A 17,897-nucleotide genomic window follows, 5' to 3' on the forward strand; every position below is an offset into this window, starting at 1 on the left:
CTAACCTTAGTCTTATTTATAAATCCTGCCTTTTCTCAAAAAAGCAAAAGCATTGAATATGGTGAAGACTTAGTTTTTAAGTTGGATTTTAAAACTGCTCTGGATGCTTATGGGCCAGTGAAGCACAAGGATTTCTACGCGTTTTTTACATATCCGAATACTATTAACCTTTATAATAGCCAAACCTTTGAGTTTGCTGGTACCATTTCGATTCCAGAAACGGGACCATATTCTGAGCGAAATCCATCGGGTTTATTTTCTGATGGAGAAGAGCTCTATGTCTTTAATGCCTATACTCAAAAGCTTAAGCGTGTTTCAATTGATGGTAAGGTATATCCAAGCTATGCGTTTAATTTATTAGAAGGTAGAAAGGCGAGTTTTTCTCCTTTTGGCGCTAATGGAGTTCATTATGATGAAAAGTATATTTATGTACCTATCCAAGGTAGTGTAGATTTTAACACCTATCGTGTTGGGCATGAATACCCCACTATTTCACGAGTGAATAGAGCTGATTCTTCAATTACTAGCTTTCTAAATTACCCTTCTAACTATGAAAATATAATTGGAGGTGGGTTTCAGTCTATTGTTCTGCCAACCTTCAATTCAAAGCGTAATTCGTTATTGGTAAGTTATCCTCTTAGTCATACGGTTTATGAGCTTATGCAAGATGGAGAGGTTAAAGAACATGTGATGATGACTGATGAAATCACTGATTTTGGTGGTCACTTTTATGGTTCTATGGCCGAATTAAAAGGAAGTAAAACCAAAATAAAATTCTTGAAAAACCCTTCGTATTGGAGGTTCTTTTATGATGAGTTTACAGACACCTACTGGCGCTTTGTCAACATGCCTCTTACCTACGCTCAATTGAATGAAACTGATATTATTGAAGGGGAAGTTAGAAATTATAAGGTCGTAGTTTTCAATGCGAATTTTCAGAAAATTGGCGAGAGTGAAGTGCTAGAGAATGTAAATCTGACGCTATTAGCTCCCCTAATTTTCTCCACAGAAAAGGGAATTCACCTTTATGCAAAAAGCCAGGAAGTTGAAGAAGAAATGAGGTTTAAAACCTTAATAATCCGCTAATTTTTTCCGGAAGTTGAAAATATATAAGTGGTTACGTTTATTCAGCTAAAGGCTTTATTATTGCCTTCTCAAAACTCAAGGTCAGGTTGAAAACTCGTATTACTCTATTTTTGCTTTGCGCAATGCTATCGTTTGCGCAAAACATAAGCGCTCAGGTCGTTTCTACTTATGCTGAAGTCAGTCCCACTATCGATGGTGTTTTAGATGACGACATTTGGCAGAAAAGCCCTTCGGTTACAGGCTACAGAACTTTTGTTCCAGATTTTGGAAAAGAAATGCCTTTCCAAACTCAGGCTTACATTGCCCACGATAGCGAAAATCTATATTTCGCCTTTAAGTGTTTTGATGATCCTAAGCTGATCAAAACGTCAATTGCTGCGAGAGATAAAATTGGTGCGGACGATTGGATTTGCATCAATCTGGATTCGTTCAACAGCGGCCAATCCCTTTATGGTTTGTATGTAAACCCTAACGGAATTCAGATGGATACGCGTTTTGCGGCCGGAAATGAAGACATCGGTTTGGACCTGATTTGGTACAGCGCAGCCAAAATCGTTGATGATGGTTATGTGGTAGAAGCCAAAATTCCTTTCAAAAGTATTCGCTATACCGTTAAAGAGGGTAATGTTGAAATGGGCGTAATTTTCGAACGAAAAATCAGCCGTTTTTCTACCCAGGGCACTTTTCCTCCGCTCGATCCTAAACAGGGTTTTTCATTTCTTACTCAAATGATGCCTTTGGAATATAGCAGAGTTAACAAGCCTAAATTGGTTGAAATTCTCCCTGCCATTACTTATGCGGTGAATAAAGAACACATTGAAGGCAACTACCAAAACGACTATAATTTTCAGCCAAGCTTAACCACCAAAATTGGTATTACGCCCGAACTTGTTTTTGATGCTACGCTGAATCCTGACTTTAGCCAAGTAGAGTCGGATGCCCAACAAGTTGAGGTAAATCAACGTTTTCCAGTTAACTATCCTGAAAGAAGGCCTTTCTTTTTAGAAGGAAATGAAAACTTCAACTTTGCAGGAACTGGAGGCTTCTCTCCTGTGAGTTCAGTAGTGAATTCGCGTTCCATTGTTTCTCCCAAAATGGCTACCAAACTAACGGGAAAAATTGGCGACAAGAATATTATTTCCAGCATTTATGCCGTAGATCGTGCCGATGAAAATCTGGTGGATTTTACCGAAGACGAAACCGCTGATGTTGGTGTTTTGCGTTATATGCGCTCGCTTTCTCAAGACAGTTATGTAGGCTTAATTGGCACAACCCGAAGACGAAACGGAGGCTACAATAATGTAATTGGTGGCGATGGTCAATACCGTTTTCTGCAAGCAAATCAGGTGACAGGGCATTTTTTGAATGCAGAAACGTTAAATACCCAAGGCGATTTGGTGAGTAATAATTCTGTGGCTTTTGGGGTTTCGCGCAACACCAGAAACTTTAGCGGTTCCATTAATGTGCTGGATATTGGAGAAAGGTTTGGTTCAGAAGTGGGTTATATTACCCGAACTGGCATTAGCCGAGCAACGCTAAGCTTGAACCCCAAAATTTTCCCTAAAAAGGAAGGCTTGATCAAAAGGATTGACCCTCAAATGTATGCGGCACTAACTAAGGATAAACCGAGCGGACTTAATGAACACGTACTGTATTTTTCTTTAGCAGCCACTTTGCCCCGAAATACGCGAATTTCAGTTTCTGCCGATCACTCTTCAGAAATTTATTTGGGCGAGGAATTTAAAGACGGCACCATCAGTGTTCAAGCGAGTTCGCAAATTACCAAGCGCATCTTCTTCCGCACCAATTACGATTGGGACAATGGCACTTACTATCAAGAATCCGCTCAAGGTTATGGAAGACGTATCAGCAATAACCTGACTTTGCAATTTTCAGATAAGTTTAGTGCGCAGGTTACCCATACGTTTAACTCGCTATACAACTCCGATACGGATGCAAAATACTACGACATCCACATTGTGCGGGGTCGTGTGGTTTATCAATTAAACCGATATCTGTTTTTTAGGGGGATTGCTCAGTATAATAGTTTGAGCAAGGTATTTAGTCCGAATCTTTTGGTTTCGTTTACCTACATTCCTGGTACAGTAGTTCACTTGGGCTGGGCTTCGGTTTACGAAAGAATTCGCTGGGATGGCAGCCAGTATATCAACCACGATCAATACTTAAACACCGCTCAGGGCTTCTTCTTTAAAGCCAGTTATTTGTGGAGGTGGTAGTTTGGTCATTAGGGAATTGGTCATTTGTAATTTGGTTTATGAACGATTTAAGATCTAGCGTCTAGGTTCTAATGTCTAAAGTCTTGCAATCAACTAATCCTTCCCCAATTAACCACTGTTTTGGGTAGGGATTGAATATGGCGGAGGATGTTGCGGTTTTCTGGTTTTGTAAGGTTGGGGTCATCATCCAGAATATCGCTGGCGGCATTTCGGGCGGCTTGTAGAATAGCGCCATCTTTGGCAATATCGGCAATCAGTAAATCTAGCACACCGCTCTGTTGGGTTCCGGTAATGTCGCCTGGGCCACGCAAACGTAAATCCACATCGGCAATTTCAAAACCATTATTGGTGCGTACCATGGTTTCCAATCGGGTTCGGGCTTCTTTGCTCAGCTTATACTCGGTCATTAAAACGCAGTAGGATTGTTCTGCGCCACGCCCTACGCGGCCTCGGAGCTGATGGAGCTGAGCCAAACCAAAACGTTCTGCATTCTCGATAACCATTACCGAAGCATTGGGCACGTTTACGCCTACCTCAATTACTGTGGTAGCCACCATAATCTGAGTCTCGTGTTTTATGAAACGCTGCATTTCAAAGTCCTTGTCTTGCGGTTTCATTTTGCCATGCACAATGCTAATATGTTGGTCAGGAAAAGCTCGTTTTATCGATTCATAACCATCGTCCAGGTCTTTCAAATCCAGCTTTGCAGATTCTTCGATAAGCGGGTAAACCACATAGATTTGACGGCCCTTTTTGATTTCTTCCTTCATAAAGCCAAACACCTGAAGCCGCTTAGCATCGTACTGATGTAAGGTTTTGATTGGCTTTCGCCCAGCGGGCAATTCATCGATAATAGAAACTTCCAAATCGCCATAAACCGTCATGGCGAGCGTTCGAGGAATTGGGGTGGCAGTCATTACGAGCACGTGCGGATGGAACTCCTCATTTTTGCCCCAAAGTTTGGCGCGCTGAGCCACACCAAAGCGATGCTGTTCGTCAATAATGGCTAGGCCAAGGTTTTTAAACTGAACGGCATCTTCAATCAGTGCATGTGTGCCTACTAAAATGCTGATATCTCCGTTTAAAAGCCCTTCGTGAATAATTTTACGCTCTCGCTTTTTAGTAGAACCCGTTAGTTTTGCAATGCCAATATTGAGTTTATCTGCAAACTCTTTGAGACCTTCAAAATGCTGATCGGCCAAAATTTCGGTGGGAGCCATCATGCTGGCTTGCGCCCCAGAACCCACAACCAGCAACATGCAAATAAAGGCCACAATGGTTTTTCCCGAACCTACATCGCCCTGCAAAAGGCGGTTCATTTGCTTACCCGACTTCATGTCTTGGTAAATTTCTTTAATCACCCTTTTTTGCGCATTGGTAAGGTCGAAGGGCAAATGATCGTTATAGAATTCGGTAAGTAAACTTGAATCGCGAAAAACTGCACCTCGGAATTTCTCTTCCCTATTCACCTTCATTTTTAAAAGGCGTAGTTGAATAAAAAAGAGCTCTTCGAACTTCATTCTAAACCTAGCTTTTTTCAACAATTCGGGGTTAGAAGGAAAATGCAAATGCCACATGGCAAGCTTCTTTTCCATTAGGCCAAACTGCTGCACCAGCAACTCAGGCAAGGTTTCTTGAATATAACCTTCGGCCAAAAGCATAATCTGGCGCACCATTTTTGAAATGGCTTTGCTGTCTATGTATTTGGCCTTCATTTTTTCCGAGGTATGGTAGACGGGCTGAAGAAAGGATGCCCTTTCGTTTTGTGTGGTGAGCACTTCAACCTCGGGATGAGCAATATTTACCTTGCGGCCATAGGCTGTGGGTTTGCCAAAAACCACATAATCAACCCCGATTTGTACTTTTTTTGTGACCCACTGAATGCCCTTAAACCACACCAATTCTAGGCCACCAGTACTATCTTCAAATTGAGCAACCAATCGCTTTTTGCGACCTTCGCCCACAGTTTGCATGCTTCTGATTCTTCCTTTTACCTGAACGAAGGGTAAATCTCCATGAACTTCGTCTATAGGGTAAAATTTCGTGCGATCTTCATACCGAAAAGGATAATGCTGAATGAGGTCGGCATAAGTAAATATGCCCAATTCAGCACCAATCAGTGCTCCTTTTTGCGGTCCAACGCCCTTGAGGAATTCAATGCGGGTTTCAAAAAATGAAGGCATGGAAACAATTTAGTATTTCCACTCCAAAGTGTTCAACATTTCGATTGCATCCTTTTTAATGAAATCGATTATAGGTTGAAGTGAATCGTTAGCCTCTGCGGTGTTAAAATACAAAGCGCCTCTAAAAAAGTGGTTTGTAGTGTCGGTAGTGAAGAATTGAAACTGCGAAGGCACTTCTCCGCTCAAGTCGGCAATGCTGGCCACTTGGCCATTTCTAATGCCAATCAGGTTTTCTTGAATAGAATAGGCTTTAACACTGTGCTTCATCATGAGCTCAAATGCATCGGTTAAAATTTCTTCAATGTTGTTTTTAGGGTTGGTCAAATCCTTATACGTGATTTGAAGTATTGCATCGTAGTCAGGATAGTATAGGTTTATAAAATAGCGGCCTGCTTTTGGGAAAGTATCGCGCGAAAGTTCCGCGTATTTTGAATAGAAGAAATGGTAAGGGAAAGTGTCGGGAAGAGATTGATAGACATGTTCAGGCAAATCAATTCTGTTGTATGCCTTAGGTTTTGGCAAATAGGTTTGTTCACAGGCCGAAAGCCCTAGCAACAAAACAAAAACTAAAATGAATGCTTGGAAGAAATGCTTTTTCAAACCGGCTGTTTACGATTAATCAATACCCTAACTCTTTTAATTCTGCGAACGTCTACGGCCACAATGGTAAAGGTAAATGGATCGAACTGAATTTTTTCTCCTGCACGAGGAAGTTTGCTATGAAGTTCCAACAACAAGCCTCCCAAAGATTCGCTTTCGCCTTTTACATTATCGAAGAAGTAAGGGTCGATATCGAGAATTTTGCAGAAGTCGTTCAACGAGGTTTTGCCCTCAAACACATAAGTGTTGTTGTCCAGCTTATTGTAGGCTACATCTTCATCATCAAATTCATCGTTGATTTCTCCCACAATTTCTTCAATAATGTCTTCCATGGTTATTAAACCTGAAGTACCACCGTATTCATCAACCACAATGGCCATATGAACACGTTTATCTTGAAAATTCTTTAAAAGGCTATCTACTTTTTTATTCTCTGGAACAAAGAAGCCAGGTCTCAAAAGCTCTTGCCATTTAAAATTCTCGTCTTGTTCAACGTGAGCAAGCAGGTCCTTGATATACAGAATGCCTTCAATTTTATCGATGGTTTCGTTGTACACGGGAATTCTAGAAAAACCGCTTTTATTGATTTTATCCATCAATTCGTGGAAGTCTAATTCCATATCAACTGCGGTAATGTCCATTCTGGAGCGCATTACCTGACGAACCGTTAGGGTACTGAAGTTCACAATACCTTTTAGAATGCCTTTTTCTTCTTCCGTAGTATTGTCGCCTGTGGTCATTTCCAGCGCTTGATTAAGCTCATCTACGGTTATGTTATGCCCTTTTTTCTGAACCCTTCTTTCAATTAATTGAGTGAAGCCAATCAGAATAAATGAAATTGGCTTTACAAATCCTTCGAAGAACTTGAGCATGCGAGCCGTGGTTCTGGCAAAGCTGAGGTTGTTTTGCGTAGCAAAGTTTTTGGGAACTACTTCTCCAAAGAAAAGAATTACAAAAGTTACTATAGCCGTTAAGGTTACCACTATAGTGCCTTCTGTGGTTCTAGAACCCACAATTTCCCAGGTAACGAAAGTAGAAAGCGTCACAATGGCAATGTTCACCAGATTGTTCATAATCAAAATGGTGGCTAGCAAATGTCTTGGGCGCTCAATCAACTTTACCACTAGTCTGTCTACAGGGGTATCGTTGTTTTTACACTCGTCAACTTGGTCGGAACTGAGTGAGAAAAATGCTACTTCAGAGCCTGAAATCAGGGCAGAGAGCATGACAAGTAAAATGAAAACCACCCCGTTTATAACTAAATATGGGGTGGAAATATCTTGAGCTAAGGCCAAAAGGGCCAAACTAGGATAGGGGTCGTCTGTTGTTGGTTCCAATCTTTGAACTATTAATTAAAACATCAGAACGGAAGGTCGTCCGAATCATCTTCTGGGATGCTCGAAACTTCGCTTGCCGACTGTTGGCTCGGTGCATAAGAGGAACTTCCTCCGCCTCCCTCGTTGTCGGACTTAGAACCTAACATGGTCAGGTTATTTCCTACAACTTCGGTAGTATATCGCTTGTTTCCGTCTTGGTCGTCCCAAGAACGGGTAGTTAGTTTACCTTCAATATACACCTGGTTGCCCTTTTTTAAAAATTTCTCAGCTATTTCTGCTAACGGTGTCCAGAGTACAATGTTATGCCATTCTGTGGTGGTTACCCGTTCACCTTGTTTGTTCTTATACGTTTCGCTGGTAGCAAGCGAAAAATTCGCTACTGCGCGTCCGTTTTCTAAATGTCTTACTTCAGGGTCTTTGCCTAAATTGCCTACAAGGATTACTTTGTTTACTCCAGCCATTATATTGTAAATATTTTTGAATAGAACAAATTAATTAAAATATAGAATCTTCCAAATATTTGCTAATCAAAACTGGCTTTGGCAAATCCCTAATTTGTTCTAAGGTGTATTTTTTTAATTGAGGAAGCTTAGCTTCAAGTTTGCCGAGCTCCGATGGGTTGATTTCTATTTTTACGAAGTTGGCAAAAATACGCTGATGCGTCAAAACATGTTCATATAATTTTGATTCTTCTTCCACTATCGCTTTACTCAACTCCAAATCAGAAATCTTGTTTAGCGTCTCTTCTATTGAAATATGAGCATCATTTTCGATTAAATGGAAGTCGAATAAACCTTGCCAAACATCTTTTGGCCCGCGTTGCTTCATGTACAGTTCATTGCCCACTTGAAAGGCTATATAAGTAAAGAAGCGCTTTTTCACTTTTACCTTCTTCGTTTTTACAGGAAGCCTGTCAATCTGATTGTGATTATAAGCATAGCATTCAGATGAAAACGGGCAAATGGCGCAAGCGGGTGACTTGGGGGAACACTGAATGGCGCCAAATTCCATTATAGCTTGGTTATAAATGGCTGGTCGTTCTTTATCCAATAGTTGATTGGCCTTAGCTTCGAAGATTTTTGGTGTGGCACTGGCAGAAAGGTCGGCATCAATCCCAAAAACACGGCTCAAAACCCGATACACATTGCCATCAACTACTGCATTGGGTTGATCGAATGCAAAAGAGGCAATGGCTGCAGCAGTATATCGCCCTACGCCCTTTAGTTTTAGCAGCTCATCAAAGTTGTTTGGAAATTGCCCACCAAACTCTTCTACCACCATTTTAGCACAGGCATGAAGGTTTCTGGCGCGCGAATAGTAACCCAAACCTTGCCAAAGACGTAAAACTTCGGTTTCTGAAGCTGCCGCTAAATCCTGTACGGTTGGGTAATGTTCTTTAAAGCTTTCGTAATAAGGCAAGCCCTGCACAACCCTCGTTTGTTGCAGAATAATTTCAGAAAGCCAAATAGAATATGGGTCTTTGGTGTTTCGCCAAGGCAAATTGCGCTTATGATGCCCGTACCAGCTAATCAGCTGATTTGCAAATAATTCACTGTTCAGCATGGTAATTTAATTTTACAAACAAATGTGGGAATGGGACTAAGGGTAAAATTTGAGGGTTTGTTTTTTTAATTAGAAATGAACTCGTAATTTTGCAGGCCAAAATAACTGGGAATTAGTTTTTTACACAATATTTATAAATCTAAAATTTAACAACGGTGACGAAAGCAGATGTTATTAACCAAATAGCAGAGAAGACAGGAATAGATAGATCTGACGTTACTACAACGGTAGAAACACTGTTTGCAGTAGTTAAGGATTCAATGGCCGATGGTGAAAATATCTATGTAAGGGGCTTTGGTAGTTTTGTCAATAAGAAAAGGGCAAAAAAGATAGCCAGAAACATTTCTCAAAATACTGCCATCGTTATCGATGAGCACTTTGTGCCAAGTTTCAAACCTTCAAAAGTTTTTATTGAGCAAGTAAAAACTAGCGATAAGGTTAAAGTGGTTAACAAATAAAAAATCGGCCTTTAAGGCCTTTTATGAAAAAGATACAAATTGTCTTAATCGTAGTTGGAGTACTGGTTGTAATTGGCCTTTATAATCTACCTACCGTAGTTGTAGACAACGATAAGCAACAAGAAGCTCAATTTGTAGACGAAAGTGTTCCGGGCGGTGAAGTGATTGATCACAGCTCGGAAATACCTGAAGAAACTCAACCTAAAATTGATTTTTGGAAAGGTGAATTGTTCGATGGCCAAGCCATTAAGGGCAATGAAGTAGCTTTGGATTCTCTGATGCTGGTTTTCCAAAGTGTTAATCAATACGACAGCGCAGCTTATTATGCAGAAATGTATGCTGCTGATGCTGACGAAATCAAGCTTTGGCAAAAGGCCGGAGATGCTTATTTTAATGCATTTACTTTCGCTTTAGAACAAAGTAAGGTGGAAAGATTAGGAAACAAGGCACGTGAGCTTTATCAAAAAGTGTTGGAGCAGCAGCCCGATAATCTTGATGTTAAAAACAATGTAGCGATGACCTACATTGCCACCACGAACCCAATGCAAGGAATTACCATGCTTAGGGAAATTTTGGCTAGCGATGAGAAAAACGAAAAGGCCCTTTTAAACATGGGGCGTTTATCTATGCAGTCGGGTCAATTTGATAGGGCTGTAGAACGCTTTGAAGACTTAGTGAGCTATCATCCAAACAATTTGGATGGTAACTACCTTTTAGGAGTTTGCTACTTTGAAACTGGCAAAACCCAAAAAGCAAAAGCTCAATTCGAAAAAGTGAAGAGTATGGATTCTGATCCTGTGGTTCAAACGGCCGTGGATGAGTATTTACAAAAAATAAAATAGAGTATTAAAACATTAAAACATTACGATTATGCCTTGCGGTAAAAAAAGAAAAAGACATAAGATTTCAACTCACAAGAGAAAGAAAAGACTAAGAAAGAACAGACATAAGAAGAAGTAATCACTTCTTCTTTTTGTGCTTATACGCATCATTGAGTTCTTTTTGTAACATTTAACTTTCTTCAAATTGAGTAACGAATTAGTAATCAATTCAACTCAAGATGGATGTCGTATAGCCCTTCTGAAAGATAAAAGTCTGGTTGAGTTTCATCATGATCAAGATGACAACCAGTTTAAGGTAGGTGACATGTACCTGGGCACTGTGAAAAAGATTGTCCAGGGACTAAATGCGGCCTTTATTGATATAGGGTACGAGAAAGATGCATTCCTGCATTATCTCGACCTTGGCCCGCAAATAAAGTCACTGAATAAATACACCAGAATGGCCCAACAGGCCAATAATGTGGATGGTAGCCTGAGCAAATTCAAAGGCGAACCCGACATTAACAAGCTTGGCAAAATGAGCCAGGTGCTGACGCGTGGTCAGCAAATACTTGTTCAGGTTGTAAAAGAACCTATTTCTACAAAAGGGCCGCAACTCTCTTGCGAGTTGTCAATAGCCGGGCGCTACATGGTATTGGTGCCCTTCTCCGATTCCATCAATATTTCAAAGAAAATCACTGATGGCGAAGAGAGAAAGAGATTAATGAGGCTAATATCCTCAATCAAACCGGAAAAATTCGGTGTGATTGTTCGTACGGTGGCGAAAGGAAAAGACGTTGCCGAATTGGACAAAGACCTTCGGAACCTAGAAGAAACTTGGAAAGAAGGCATTAAGAAATTACACAAAGCCAAACCTAAGGATAAGGTTATTGGCGAAATGAGCAGAGCCTCATCACTGCTCAGAGATATACTGAACGAATCTTTTGACAGTGTAGTAACAGATGATAAAGCCATTTTTAATGAAATAAAGGCTTATATCAGAAAGATCGCTCCTGATAAGGAGAAAATAGTAAAACAATATACCGGAAAAGCGAAGCTATTTGAAGCCTATGGCATAGAACGCCAATTCAAAGCTTTGTTCGGAAAAACAGTAAGCTTGCCAAAGGGCGGCTACTTAATAATAGAGCATACTGAAGCACTTCACGTAATCGATGTCAACAGTGGAAACAAATCCAATGCTGGCGAAGATCAAGAAAGCACAGCCTTAGCGGTGAATATTGAAGCCGCTAAAGAAATTGCTCGACAATTGCGCCTTAGGGATATGGGTGGCATTATCGTTATCGACTTTATCGATATGCGTAAGGCTGAGAATAAAAAGCAGCTTTACAAGGTAATGCGCGATATTATGGATGAAGATAGAGCCAAGAATACGGTTCTGCCGATCACCAAATTCGGTCTTATGCAGATTACTCGTCAGCGTGTAAGACCAGAAATGAATATCACCACAAGGGAAGAATGCCCAACTTGTGGAGGAACGGGTAAAGTAGGAGCTACCATTTTGGTTTCTGATCAAATTGAAAAGAATGTGGAATACATTCTTGGTACGCAAAACGAGAAGGGAGTATCATTGACTGTACATCCGTTTTTGCATGCTTACTTTACAAAGGGCATCTTTTCCAAAAGATGGCAATGGTATAAAAAATACCATTCTTGGGTAAAAATTGAGAAGGACAGTTCTTTAGGTCTTTCAAGTTATGTACTCCAAAATAAATTGGGCGAGGAGATTGAGGTAACCGCCTGATAAAACTTTAAAGCATTAAAAAACCCGAAGTTTCGCTTCGGGTTTTTTGTTTTATATCCGTTGGGGATTATTTCTTTCGGCCTTTTACCTGCATGGATTCTGCAAGTTTTACCGCTTCGTACGCACTGATAATCCCGCCCGACTTAGAGAGTTTAGAGAAGCTAACTTCATCAGCACTACCTGGTTCTGGCACTTTAATTCCGTTTAGTCTTCTCACAGATTTCATCAGAATGTCTTTTACTTGATCGGCCGTTAGATCAGGATAGTAAGAAAGTAGTAATGCGGCAACGCCAGCCACAACTGGAGAAGCCATACTTGTTCCGTTCGCATCTTGATAATCATTTCCTGGTGCTAATGAATAAATTGAAACCCCTGGTGCAAAAAGGTCAACAGTTTTACTTCCAAAATTACTGAAGCTACCCACGTAGTCGGCTCCTTCTCCGTATGAAGATGCACCAACTTCAATCCAGTTTGGGTGATCACCTTTCTTACCGAATTTATCATTTGGATAGTTGCTCGCCTCATCAGTGTTTTCTCCGCTATTGCCTGCCGCGTGTACAAGCAATACACCTTTAGATTCTGCATAAGCAATGGCATCATACACATATTGCAAATGAGGAGAATAGGCTTTTCCGAAACTCATGTTGATAACTTGCGCTCCGTTATCCACGGCATAACGAATGGCATTGGCAACGTCTTTATCTCTTTCATCTCCATCAGGAACAGCTCTTATGGCCATGATTTGCACGTTATTGGCAATACCATCAATTCCGATTCCGTTACCTCTTTTTGCAGCTATGATTCCCGCAACGTGAGTGCCATGGAAGTTGTCCGTGTTTTTTCCAATTACATCGTTATTTCCATAACCTTTTTCGTCTAACACATCAGGATTGTCTCCTACAATTTCTCGAGTGTCGAAATCTAAATCATAACGAAATTGAGCATCGGCACTCATTTCGTCTATATCGTGATTGATTAAGTAGACCACAGTGTCCAAAGTCATCTCATCGCCAACTTCTCCCAAAATTTGAGACATATAGTTTTTGCCAACATCAATAAGGGCATCGTTTGACTTGATTTCCTTTAGGTCTTCTGCCGTAATACCATCTTTATCTAAATAAGCCTCGAAAAGGCGATTGAACCTATCAATTTGACGAGCCAAACTGCTGTATTGATTAAACTGCATTTTGGCCTTCATGGAGTTTTCTTCGTATTTGCCTTTTACATCTAGCCAAAGTTCATACTCTGCCTTTTCGCCTTTAGAGATGTCCTTTTCGCTCTTATCACCATATTTTGCTTTTAAAGATTTGTAAACTCTGGTTACCTCATAAGTATCTTTATCCACATTTCGGCCATCTTTGCCACCAATAAAGTTCCAGCCATGGATGTCGTCAATGTAACCGTTGTTGTCATCATCAATGCCGTTGTTTGGTATTTCACCTTTGTTGGTCCAAACTACATCTTTAAGGTCTTCGTGGTCAATATCAATTCCAGAATCAATTACTGCGACAATAACGGGCTGAGATTTTTTGCCTGTTAACAATTCGCGATAGGTTCTTTCTGTACTCACTCCGTTCATTCGGTCTTCCACAGGATCTAGATTGAACCAGTTTTTTGGTGGAACCTGAACAGAATCTTGTTGTTGGGCGGCAAGCCTCATTGAGGCGAAAATCAATAGTGCCCAAATTGTATATTTTCTCATATGCTTTATTTCTAAATGGTATTAAGAGTCAAGTTTTGGTTCAAATTTTCCCGATAGCTCGTTTTTTTGGCAATTTTCAGGAACAAATGCCATTCCATTCATGGCTATGTAAATGCCCTCTTTTGCAAAGTTTAACAGTCCGACTGCTACTCCAATATTAAAGGCTGCATCGGAATTCGAAAACCTCTCTGGTCGATACGCGCCTGTTAAAACTATGGTTTTGTTTTTTATGTCAGAAAGAAATTGAGCGGTTTCAACAAGTGTATCTGAGCCATGGGTAATTAATATTTTATTTAAGGAAGTTCTTTCACAGCACTGCTTGATTGTATCTCTGTCTTCATCCGTAATGTCCATACTGTCCTTTTTCAATAGGCTCACAATCTCGAATTCAAAACCGGGATTTACATTTTGCAGCACTCTGTTTATAGCGGGTTCATCAATTTCGAAAGCATATCCTTTATTGGTTTTTGGATAATCCTTATCAATAGTTCCTCCAGTTTGGATGCACAAAATCTTCATTCGCGAAAGCTAATCCATTTTGGGATTCACCACAATAGAAAGGTTTTCAAACTACTCTTCTACAATTTTCATTGGGCACATACGGTTTAGTTTGTTCAACTTTTTATATTTTGAAACACTATGGAAAATCATAAGTCAGAAAAACTTTGGGGGATAGATTTAGGCGGAACCAAAATTGAAGGAGTGGTGCTTAAGTCGAAGGAAAATCCGGAAGTGCTTGTGCGCACAAGAATCGAAACCGAAGCCGATAAAGGTTATGAGCACGTGCTTTCGCGAATCAAACTTTTGGTTGAGAAAATCTCAGAAGAGTTGGGCGAGCAGCCGCAGTCCATTGGAATTGGTACTCCTGGAACAATTGATCCGCCAACAGGACTCATGAAAAATAGCAATAGTCAATCTTTAAATGAGCGTCCGTTTAAAAAGGATTTGGAAGCTCTTTTGGGTGTTCCCTTGTTTATGGCCAACGATGCCAACTGTTTTGCTTTGGCTGAAGCTAGAATGGGGATTGTGCCCGAGGTAGCCCCAGACGCTCAGGTAGTTTTTGGTGTAATCATGGGCACTGGCGCTGGTGGTGGCGTGGTTTTCAATGGCCAAGTTTGGGGAGGAAAACACGGAATTGGAGGCGAATGGGGGCATAATTTTCTAGATGAATCTGGTGGGCCGTGCTATTGCGGAAAGAGTGGATGTGTAGAAAAGGTGATTGCGGGACCTTCTTTAGAAAGATATTACCATGAGGTTTCTGGGCAGCAAAAAAGACTTAAAGAGATTATTCCATTGGCCCGCGAAGGCAGTGATATTCATGCCGTGGAAACTATGGATAGGCTTATGCATTTTTTCGGTTTAGCTATTTCTGTTGTCATTAATATATTAGATCCTGACGTGATTGTGCTGGGCGGTGGCGTTGGTAATATTGAAGAGCTTTATACTCGAGGTGTGGCTGAAGCTCAAAAGTATATTTTCAACCCAAGACTTGAAGTGCCTATCGTAAAGCCAAAGCTTGGCGATAGTGCAGGTGTTTTTGGTGCCGCTTTTCTTACCTGCTGAAGTGGAACTAAGTCCCATAAAATAATAAACCCTCCAAACGTTAGTTGTGACTCTAATGATTGGAGGGTTAGATGTTAAAAAAGTGGACTTCTATTTTCCGCTTTCTATTTTAGTATTCTCAGGCTTGGTGGTTGCGTTTTTAACGTGCTTATCTAACCAAGTGTCCATTTCCCAGAGCATGTGCATGATTGATTCTTTTGCCTGATAGCCATGACTTTCGCTTGGAAGCATCACCAATCTGGCAGTTCCTCCATGACCTTTGATCGCATTATAGAATCGGATACTCTGAATTGGGAACGTTCCTGAATTGTTATCAGCCTCACCATGGATGAGCAGAAGCGGCTCGTTTACTTTGTCAGCATGCATAAATGGCGACATATAGTTGTAAAGCTCTGGATCTTCCCAATACGTACGCTCTTCTTGTTGGAATCCAAAAGGAGTTAATGTTCTATTATAAGCACCACTTCTGGCAATACCGGCAGCAAAAAGATCGGAATGCGCTAATAAATTAGCCGTCATAAAGGCTCCATAAGAATGGCCGCCAACCGCTATTTTATTTCTGTCTCCTACTCCCATAGAAACTACTTTGTCAATGGCGGCTTCGGCATTCATAACCAATTGCTCTCTAAAGGAGTCGTTTGGTTGCTTATCGCCTTCGCCAATAATTGGCATTTCAGTATTGTCCATTACGGCATAGCCTCTCAACACCCAGAAAAGCGGAGAACCCGAACTTACTCTGGTAAATGAATAAGGTGTGCCTCTAACTTGAGAAGCATTTTGTGCCGATTTGTATTCTCTTGGGTAAGCCCACATTAAAACGGGTAATGGGCCATCTTTAGCTTTGTCATAGCCGGCAGGAGTGTATAATGTAGCTGTTAAGTCAACACCATCTTTTCTTTTGTATTTGATGATTTCCTTATTTACAGCCAACAATTCAGGTTGTGGGTGAGGAAATTCAGTAATTGCGGTGATGGTTCCCTTTTTAAGGTCGCGTAGGTAGTAGTTTGGAGGATCCTTCTCTGATTCTCTTAGTGTAATAACTTTGTCCGCTTTTTTGCTTAAAACATCGGTAACTCTTTCGTAGTAAGGGGCTTCGGAACGGAATAGAATTTCGGTTTTCTTATTCTTAAGGTTGAATCTGCTCAAATAAGGCCTATCACCTTCAGGAGAACCACCTGTACTTCTCATAAATATATCGTCCTTATCCATTAAAAGAACATACCAGCCGTAATCGTTTTTGGTCATTACTGGGTTTCCTGGATCGTTATATCGGTCTGTAGTAGGCCTTTCAATTATAACTGTACCTGATTTTGATGGATTTGTAGGATCGATAAGTGTTCGCTTATCCATTCTAGAAGCCCACCAAGATTCGTTAAGAATGGCTCTGTTGGCATCGCCCCATTGAATTCCTGAGTAACGATAAGTAGTACCCACCAATTTTGAAGGCTTGGCTGTAAAAGGTGCGCCTAATGTGTAAACCACATCTCTTTCTTTTACTTCTTTATTAGGGTCGCCACCATCTTTGGCTTCTGCCCAATATAAAGTATTAGGTTGATCGGCTCTCCAAGTCATGCTTCTTGGCCCTTCTCTTGTAGCGTCAAAACCAGTTGGTCTTTCTTCGTCCAAAGGAATTTCAGCCACTACTTTTAATAGTTTTCCACTGTTGTTCCAAACCTCATAATTGAACGGAAATCTAGATCCTGGAACCAAATAAGAGAATGGTCTTTGGATGGTTTGAACTAAAATGTATTGGCCGTCAGGCGAAATATTGAAATCCTTAATGATTTGTGGTGCTCCTAGCTTTTCAGCATTTCCATTCAAATCGATTTTTCTTAGTTGAACAGTGGTATAATAGTCGAAAAGCGTTTCGTCATAAGGGTTTTCCAACAAATCTTGATAAGTACGAGAGGCGGCCATGGCTCCTGAGGTTTCTTGTAACACAGGGCCTTTTGGAGCAGTTGGTTTTTTAGGCTCAGGCCCTCGGTTGTCTTTAGTGGTGCTTACCAATAAATGCGTGTTATCTGGCATCCACTCAAATGCGCTTACATAAGCGTTGTTTACAATGGCACCAGTGAGTTTTTTGGCTGATTTAGAGGCAATGTCTGCAAGCCAAAGTTCAATACCATTTTCGGTAGTGTTGGTAAAGGCAACTTTGCTTTCGTCCATGGACCAGCTTACGTTTCCGATTTGTGGTTTAGCTGGCATACCTGAAAAACTGAATTCTTCACCCGAAGAAATGTTTTTCAATGTAAGGCCGGTCATGTGGCTTTGACGGCTGCGACCGTTAGTGGCAGGATTAATCCTTGTTCCACCAATGCGAAGTTCTGGAGCGGCAATTTCTTCGATTGAAGGATAGCCAGGTCTTTCCATGAGTAACATCCATTCTGCTTTAGAATCGATACTTACGGAAGGAGTGGAAGGTGCATCAATTAGCTTTGCGATTTCTTCCGGAGGGCGCTGATAGCCGAGATTATCTTGAGCAAAAACAGGGTTGGTGCTCAGAAGAACCATGATCATCAACGCGCCAAAAAGTTGAGTTAGTTTGTTATAGGCTTTCATATGGCGTAGTTTGATATGAATCAAAT

Annotated in this window: 14 protein-coding genes; 6 read left to right on the forward strand and 8 right to left on the reverse strand. The window is 40.8% G+C overall.

Annotated elements, in window-relative coordinates; translation table 11 throughout:
- Positions 1 to 81: 81 nt before the first annotated feature.
- Positions 82 to 1,086: a DUF4221 family protein gene (locus ACXACJ_RS19910; RefSeq protein WP_475136182.1), complete on the forward strand. Its 1,005-nt coding sequence runs from the start codon at positions 82 to 84 to the stop codon at positions 1,084 to 1,086.
- A 122-nt stretch (positions 1,087 to 1,208) separates the two neighbouring features.
- Positions 1,209 to 3,323, forward strand: a complete 2,115-nt coding sequence (locus ACXACJ_RS19915) for a carbohydrate binding family 9 domain-containing protein (protein ID WP_475136183.1) — start codon at positions 1,209 to 1,211, stop codon at positions 3,321 to 3,323.
- A gap of 89 nt (positions 3,324 to 3,412) precedes the next feature.
- Here the strand turns inward: ACXACJ_RS19915 and recG are convergent, their stop codons facing one another.
- From recG to mutY, 5 genes are read right to left on the reverse strand one after another with little or no spacing between them, the layout of a single operon-like run.
- Positions 3,413 to 5,506, reverse strand: a complete 2,094-nt coding sequence (gene recG / locus ACXACJ_RS19920; protein ID WP_475136184.1) for an ATP-dependent DNA helicase RecG — start codon at positions 5,504 to 5,506, stop codon at positions 3,413 to 3,415.
- A 9-nt stretch (positions 5,507 to 5,515) separates the two neighbouring features.
- Positions 5,516 to 6,106: a gliding motility lipoprotein GldD gene (gene gldD, locus ACXACJ_RS19925; RefSeq protein WP_475136185.1), complete on the reverse strand. Its 591-nt coding sequence runs from the start codon at positions 6,104 to 6,106 to the stop codon at positions 5,516 to 5,518.
- On the reverse strand, positions 6,103 to 7,443 hold the full coding sequence (gene gldE, locus ACXACJ_RS19930) for a gliding motility-associated protein GldE (protein WP_475136186.1): 1,341 nt from the start codon (positions 7,441 to 7,443) through the stop codon (positions 6,103 to 6,105). The genes gldD and gldE overlap by 4 nt, the downstream gene beginning before the upstream one ends.
- A gap of 23 nt (positions 7,444 to 7,466) precedes the next feature.
- Positions 7,467 to 7,904 (reverse strand): single-stranded DNA-binding protein, encoded by a 438-nt coding sequence (locus ACXACJ_RS19935; RefSeq protein WP_475136187.1) that lies wholly within the window; start codon positions 7,902 to 7,904, stop codon positions 7,467 to 7,469.
- Positions 7,905 to 7,938: 34 nt separating this feature from the next.
- A complete protein-coding gene (mutY, locus tag ACXACJ_RS19940) occupies positions 7,939 to 9,006 on the reverse strand; it encodes an A/G-specific adenine glycosylase (RefSeq protein WP_475136188.1) in 1,068 nt (355 codons plus the stop codon).
- Between the two features lie 155 nt (positions 9,007 to 9,161).
- Between mutY and ACXACJ_RS19945 the strand changes: the two genes are divergently transcribed.
- The 3 genes from ACXACJ_RS19945 to ACXACJ_RS19955 all read left to right on the forward strand — a co-directional run bounded on the left by ACXACJ_RS19945 (position 9,162) and on the right by ACXACJ_RS19955 (position 12,047).
- Positions 9,162 to 9,464 carry an HU family DNA-binding protein gene (locus tag ACXACJ_RS19945; protein ID WP_475136189.1) on the forward strand — a complete coding sequence of 101 codons (303 nt, stop codon included), beginning with the start codon at positions 9,162 to 9,164 and terminating at the stop codon, positions 9,462 to 9,464.
- A 23-nt stretch (positions 9,465 to 9,487) separates the two neighbouring features.
- Positions 9,488 to 10,306, forward strand: coding sequence for a tetratricopeptide repeat protein (locus ACXACJ_RS19950; RefSeq protein WP_475136190.1), 819 nt, complete (start codon positions 9,488 to 9,490; stop codon positions 10,304 to 10,306).
- Between the two features lie 184 nt (positions 10,307 to 10,490).
- Positions 10,491 to 12,047, forward strand: a complete 1,557-nt coding sequence (locus tag ACXACJ_RS19955) for an Rne/Rng family ribonuclease (RefSeq protein WP_475136191.1) — start codon at positions 10,491 to 10,493, stop codon at positions 12,045 to 12,047.
- A 67-nt stretch (positions 12,048 to 12,114) separates the two neighbouring features.
- Here the strand turns inward: ACXACJ_RS19955 and ACXACJ_RS19960 are convergent, their stop codons facing one another.
- On the reverse strand, positions 12,115 to 13,749 hold the full coding sequence (locus ACXACJ_RS19960; RefSeq protein ID WP_475136192.1) for a S8 family peptidase: 1,635 nt from the start codon (positions 13,747 to 13,749) through the stop codon (positions 12,115 to 12,117).
- Between the two features lie 21 nt (positions 13,750 to 13,770).
- On the reverse strand, positions 13,771 to 14,268 hold the full coding sequence (locus tag ACXACJ_RS19965) for an asparaginase domain-containing protein (RefSeq protein ID WP_475136193.1): 498 nt from the start codon (positions 14,266 to 14,268) through the stop codon (positions 13,771 to 13,773).
- A 120-nt stretch (positions 14,269 to 14,388) separates the two neighbouring features.
- On the opposite strand from ACXACJ_RS19965, the gene ACXACJ_RS19970 reads away from it, so the two are divergent.
- The gene (locus ACXACJ_RS19970; protein ID WP_475136194.1) at positions 14,389 to 15,312 is read left to right on the forward strand and encodes an ROK family protein; all 924 of its coding nucleotides are present in this window, start codon (positions 14,389 to 14,391) and stop codon (positions 15,310 to 15,312) included.
- Positions 15,313 to 15,402: 90 nt separating this feature from the next.
- Here the strand turns inward: ACXACJ_RS19970 and ACXACJ_RS19975 are convergent, their stop codons facing one another.
- Positions 15,403 to 17,871 (reverse strand): S9 family peptidase, encoded by a 2,469-nt coding sequence (locus ACXACJ_RS19975; protein ID WP_475136195.1) that lies wholly within the window; start codon positions 17,869 to 17,871, stop codon positions 15,403 to 15,405.
- Between the last annotated feature and the right edge of the window lie 26 nt (positions 17,872 to 17,897).

The organism is Roseivirga sp. AWQ4_251 (assembly GCF_056158225.1).

Bases quoted from the DNA above. Each gene is read 5' to 3' on its own strand.
- ACXACJ_RS19935 (WP_475136187.1), bottom strand. From the start codon at position 7,904: ATGGCTGGAGTAAACAAAGTAATCCTTGTAGGCAATTTAGGCAAAGAC.
- recG (WP_475136184.1), bottom strand. From the start codon at position 5,506: ATGCCTTCATTTTTTGAAACCCGCATTGAATTCCTCAAGGGCGTTGGA.
- ACXACJ_RS19950 (WP_475136190.1), top strand. From the start codon at position 9,488: ATGAAAAAGATACAAATTGTCTTAATCGTAGTTGGAGTACTGGTTGTA.
- ACXACJ_RS19915 (WP_475136183.1), top strand. From the start codon at position 1,209: ATGCTATCGTTTGCGCAAAACATAAGCGCTCAGGTCGTTTCTACTTAT.
- ACXACJ_RS19965 (WP_475136193.1), bottom strand. From the start codon at position 14,268: ATGAAGATTTTGTGCATCCAAACTGGAGGAACTATTGATAAGGATTAT.
- mutY (WP_475136188.1), bottom strand. From the start codon at position 9,006: ATGCTGAACAGTGAATTATTTGCAAATCAGCTGATTAGCTGGTACGGG.
- ACXACJ_RS19960 (WP_475136192.1), bottom strand. From the start codon at position 13,749: ATGAGAAAATATACAATTTGGGCACTATTGATTTTCGCCTCAATGAGG.
- ACXACJ_RS19970 (WP_475136194.1), top strand. From the start codon at position 14,389: ATGGAAAATCATAAGTCAGAAAAACTTTGGGGGATAGATTTAGGCGGA.
- ACXACJ_RS19975 (WP_475136195.1), bottom strand. From the start codon at position 17,871: ATGAAAGCCTATAACAAACTAACTCAACTTTTTGGCGCGTTGATGATC.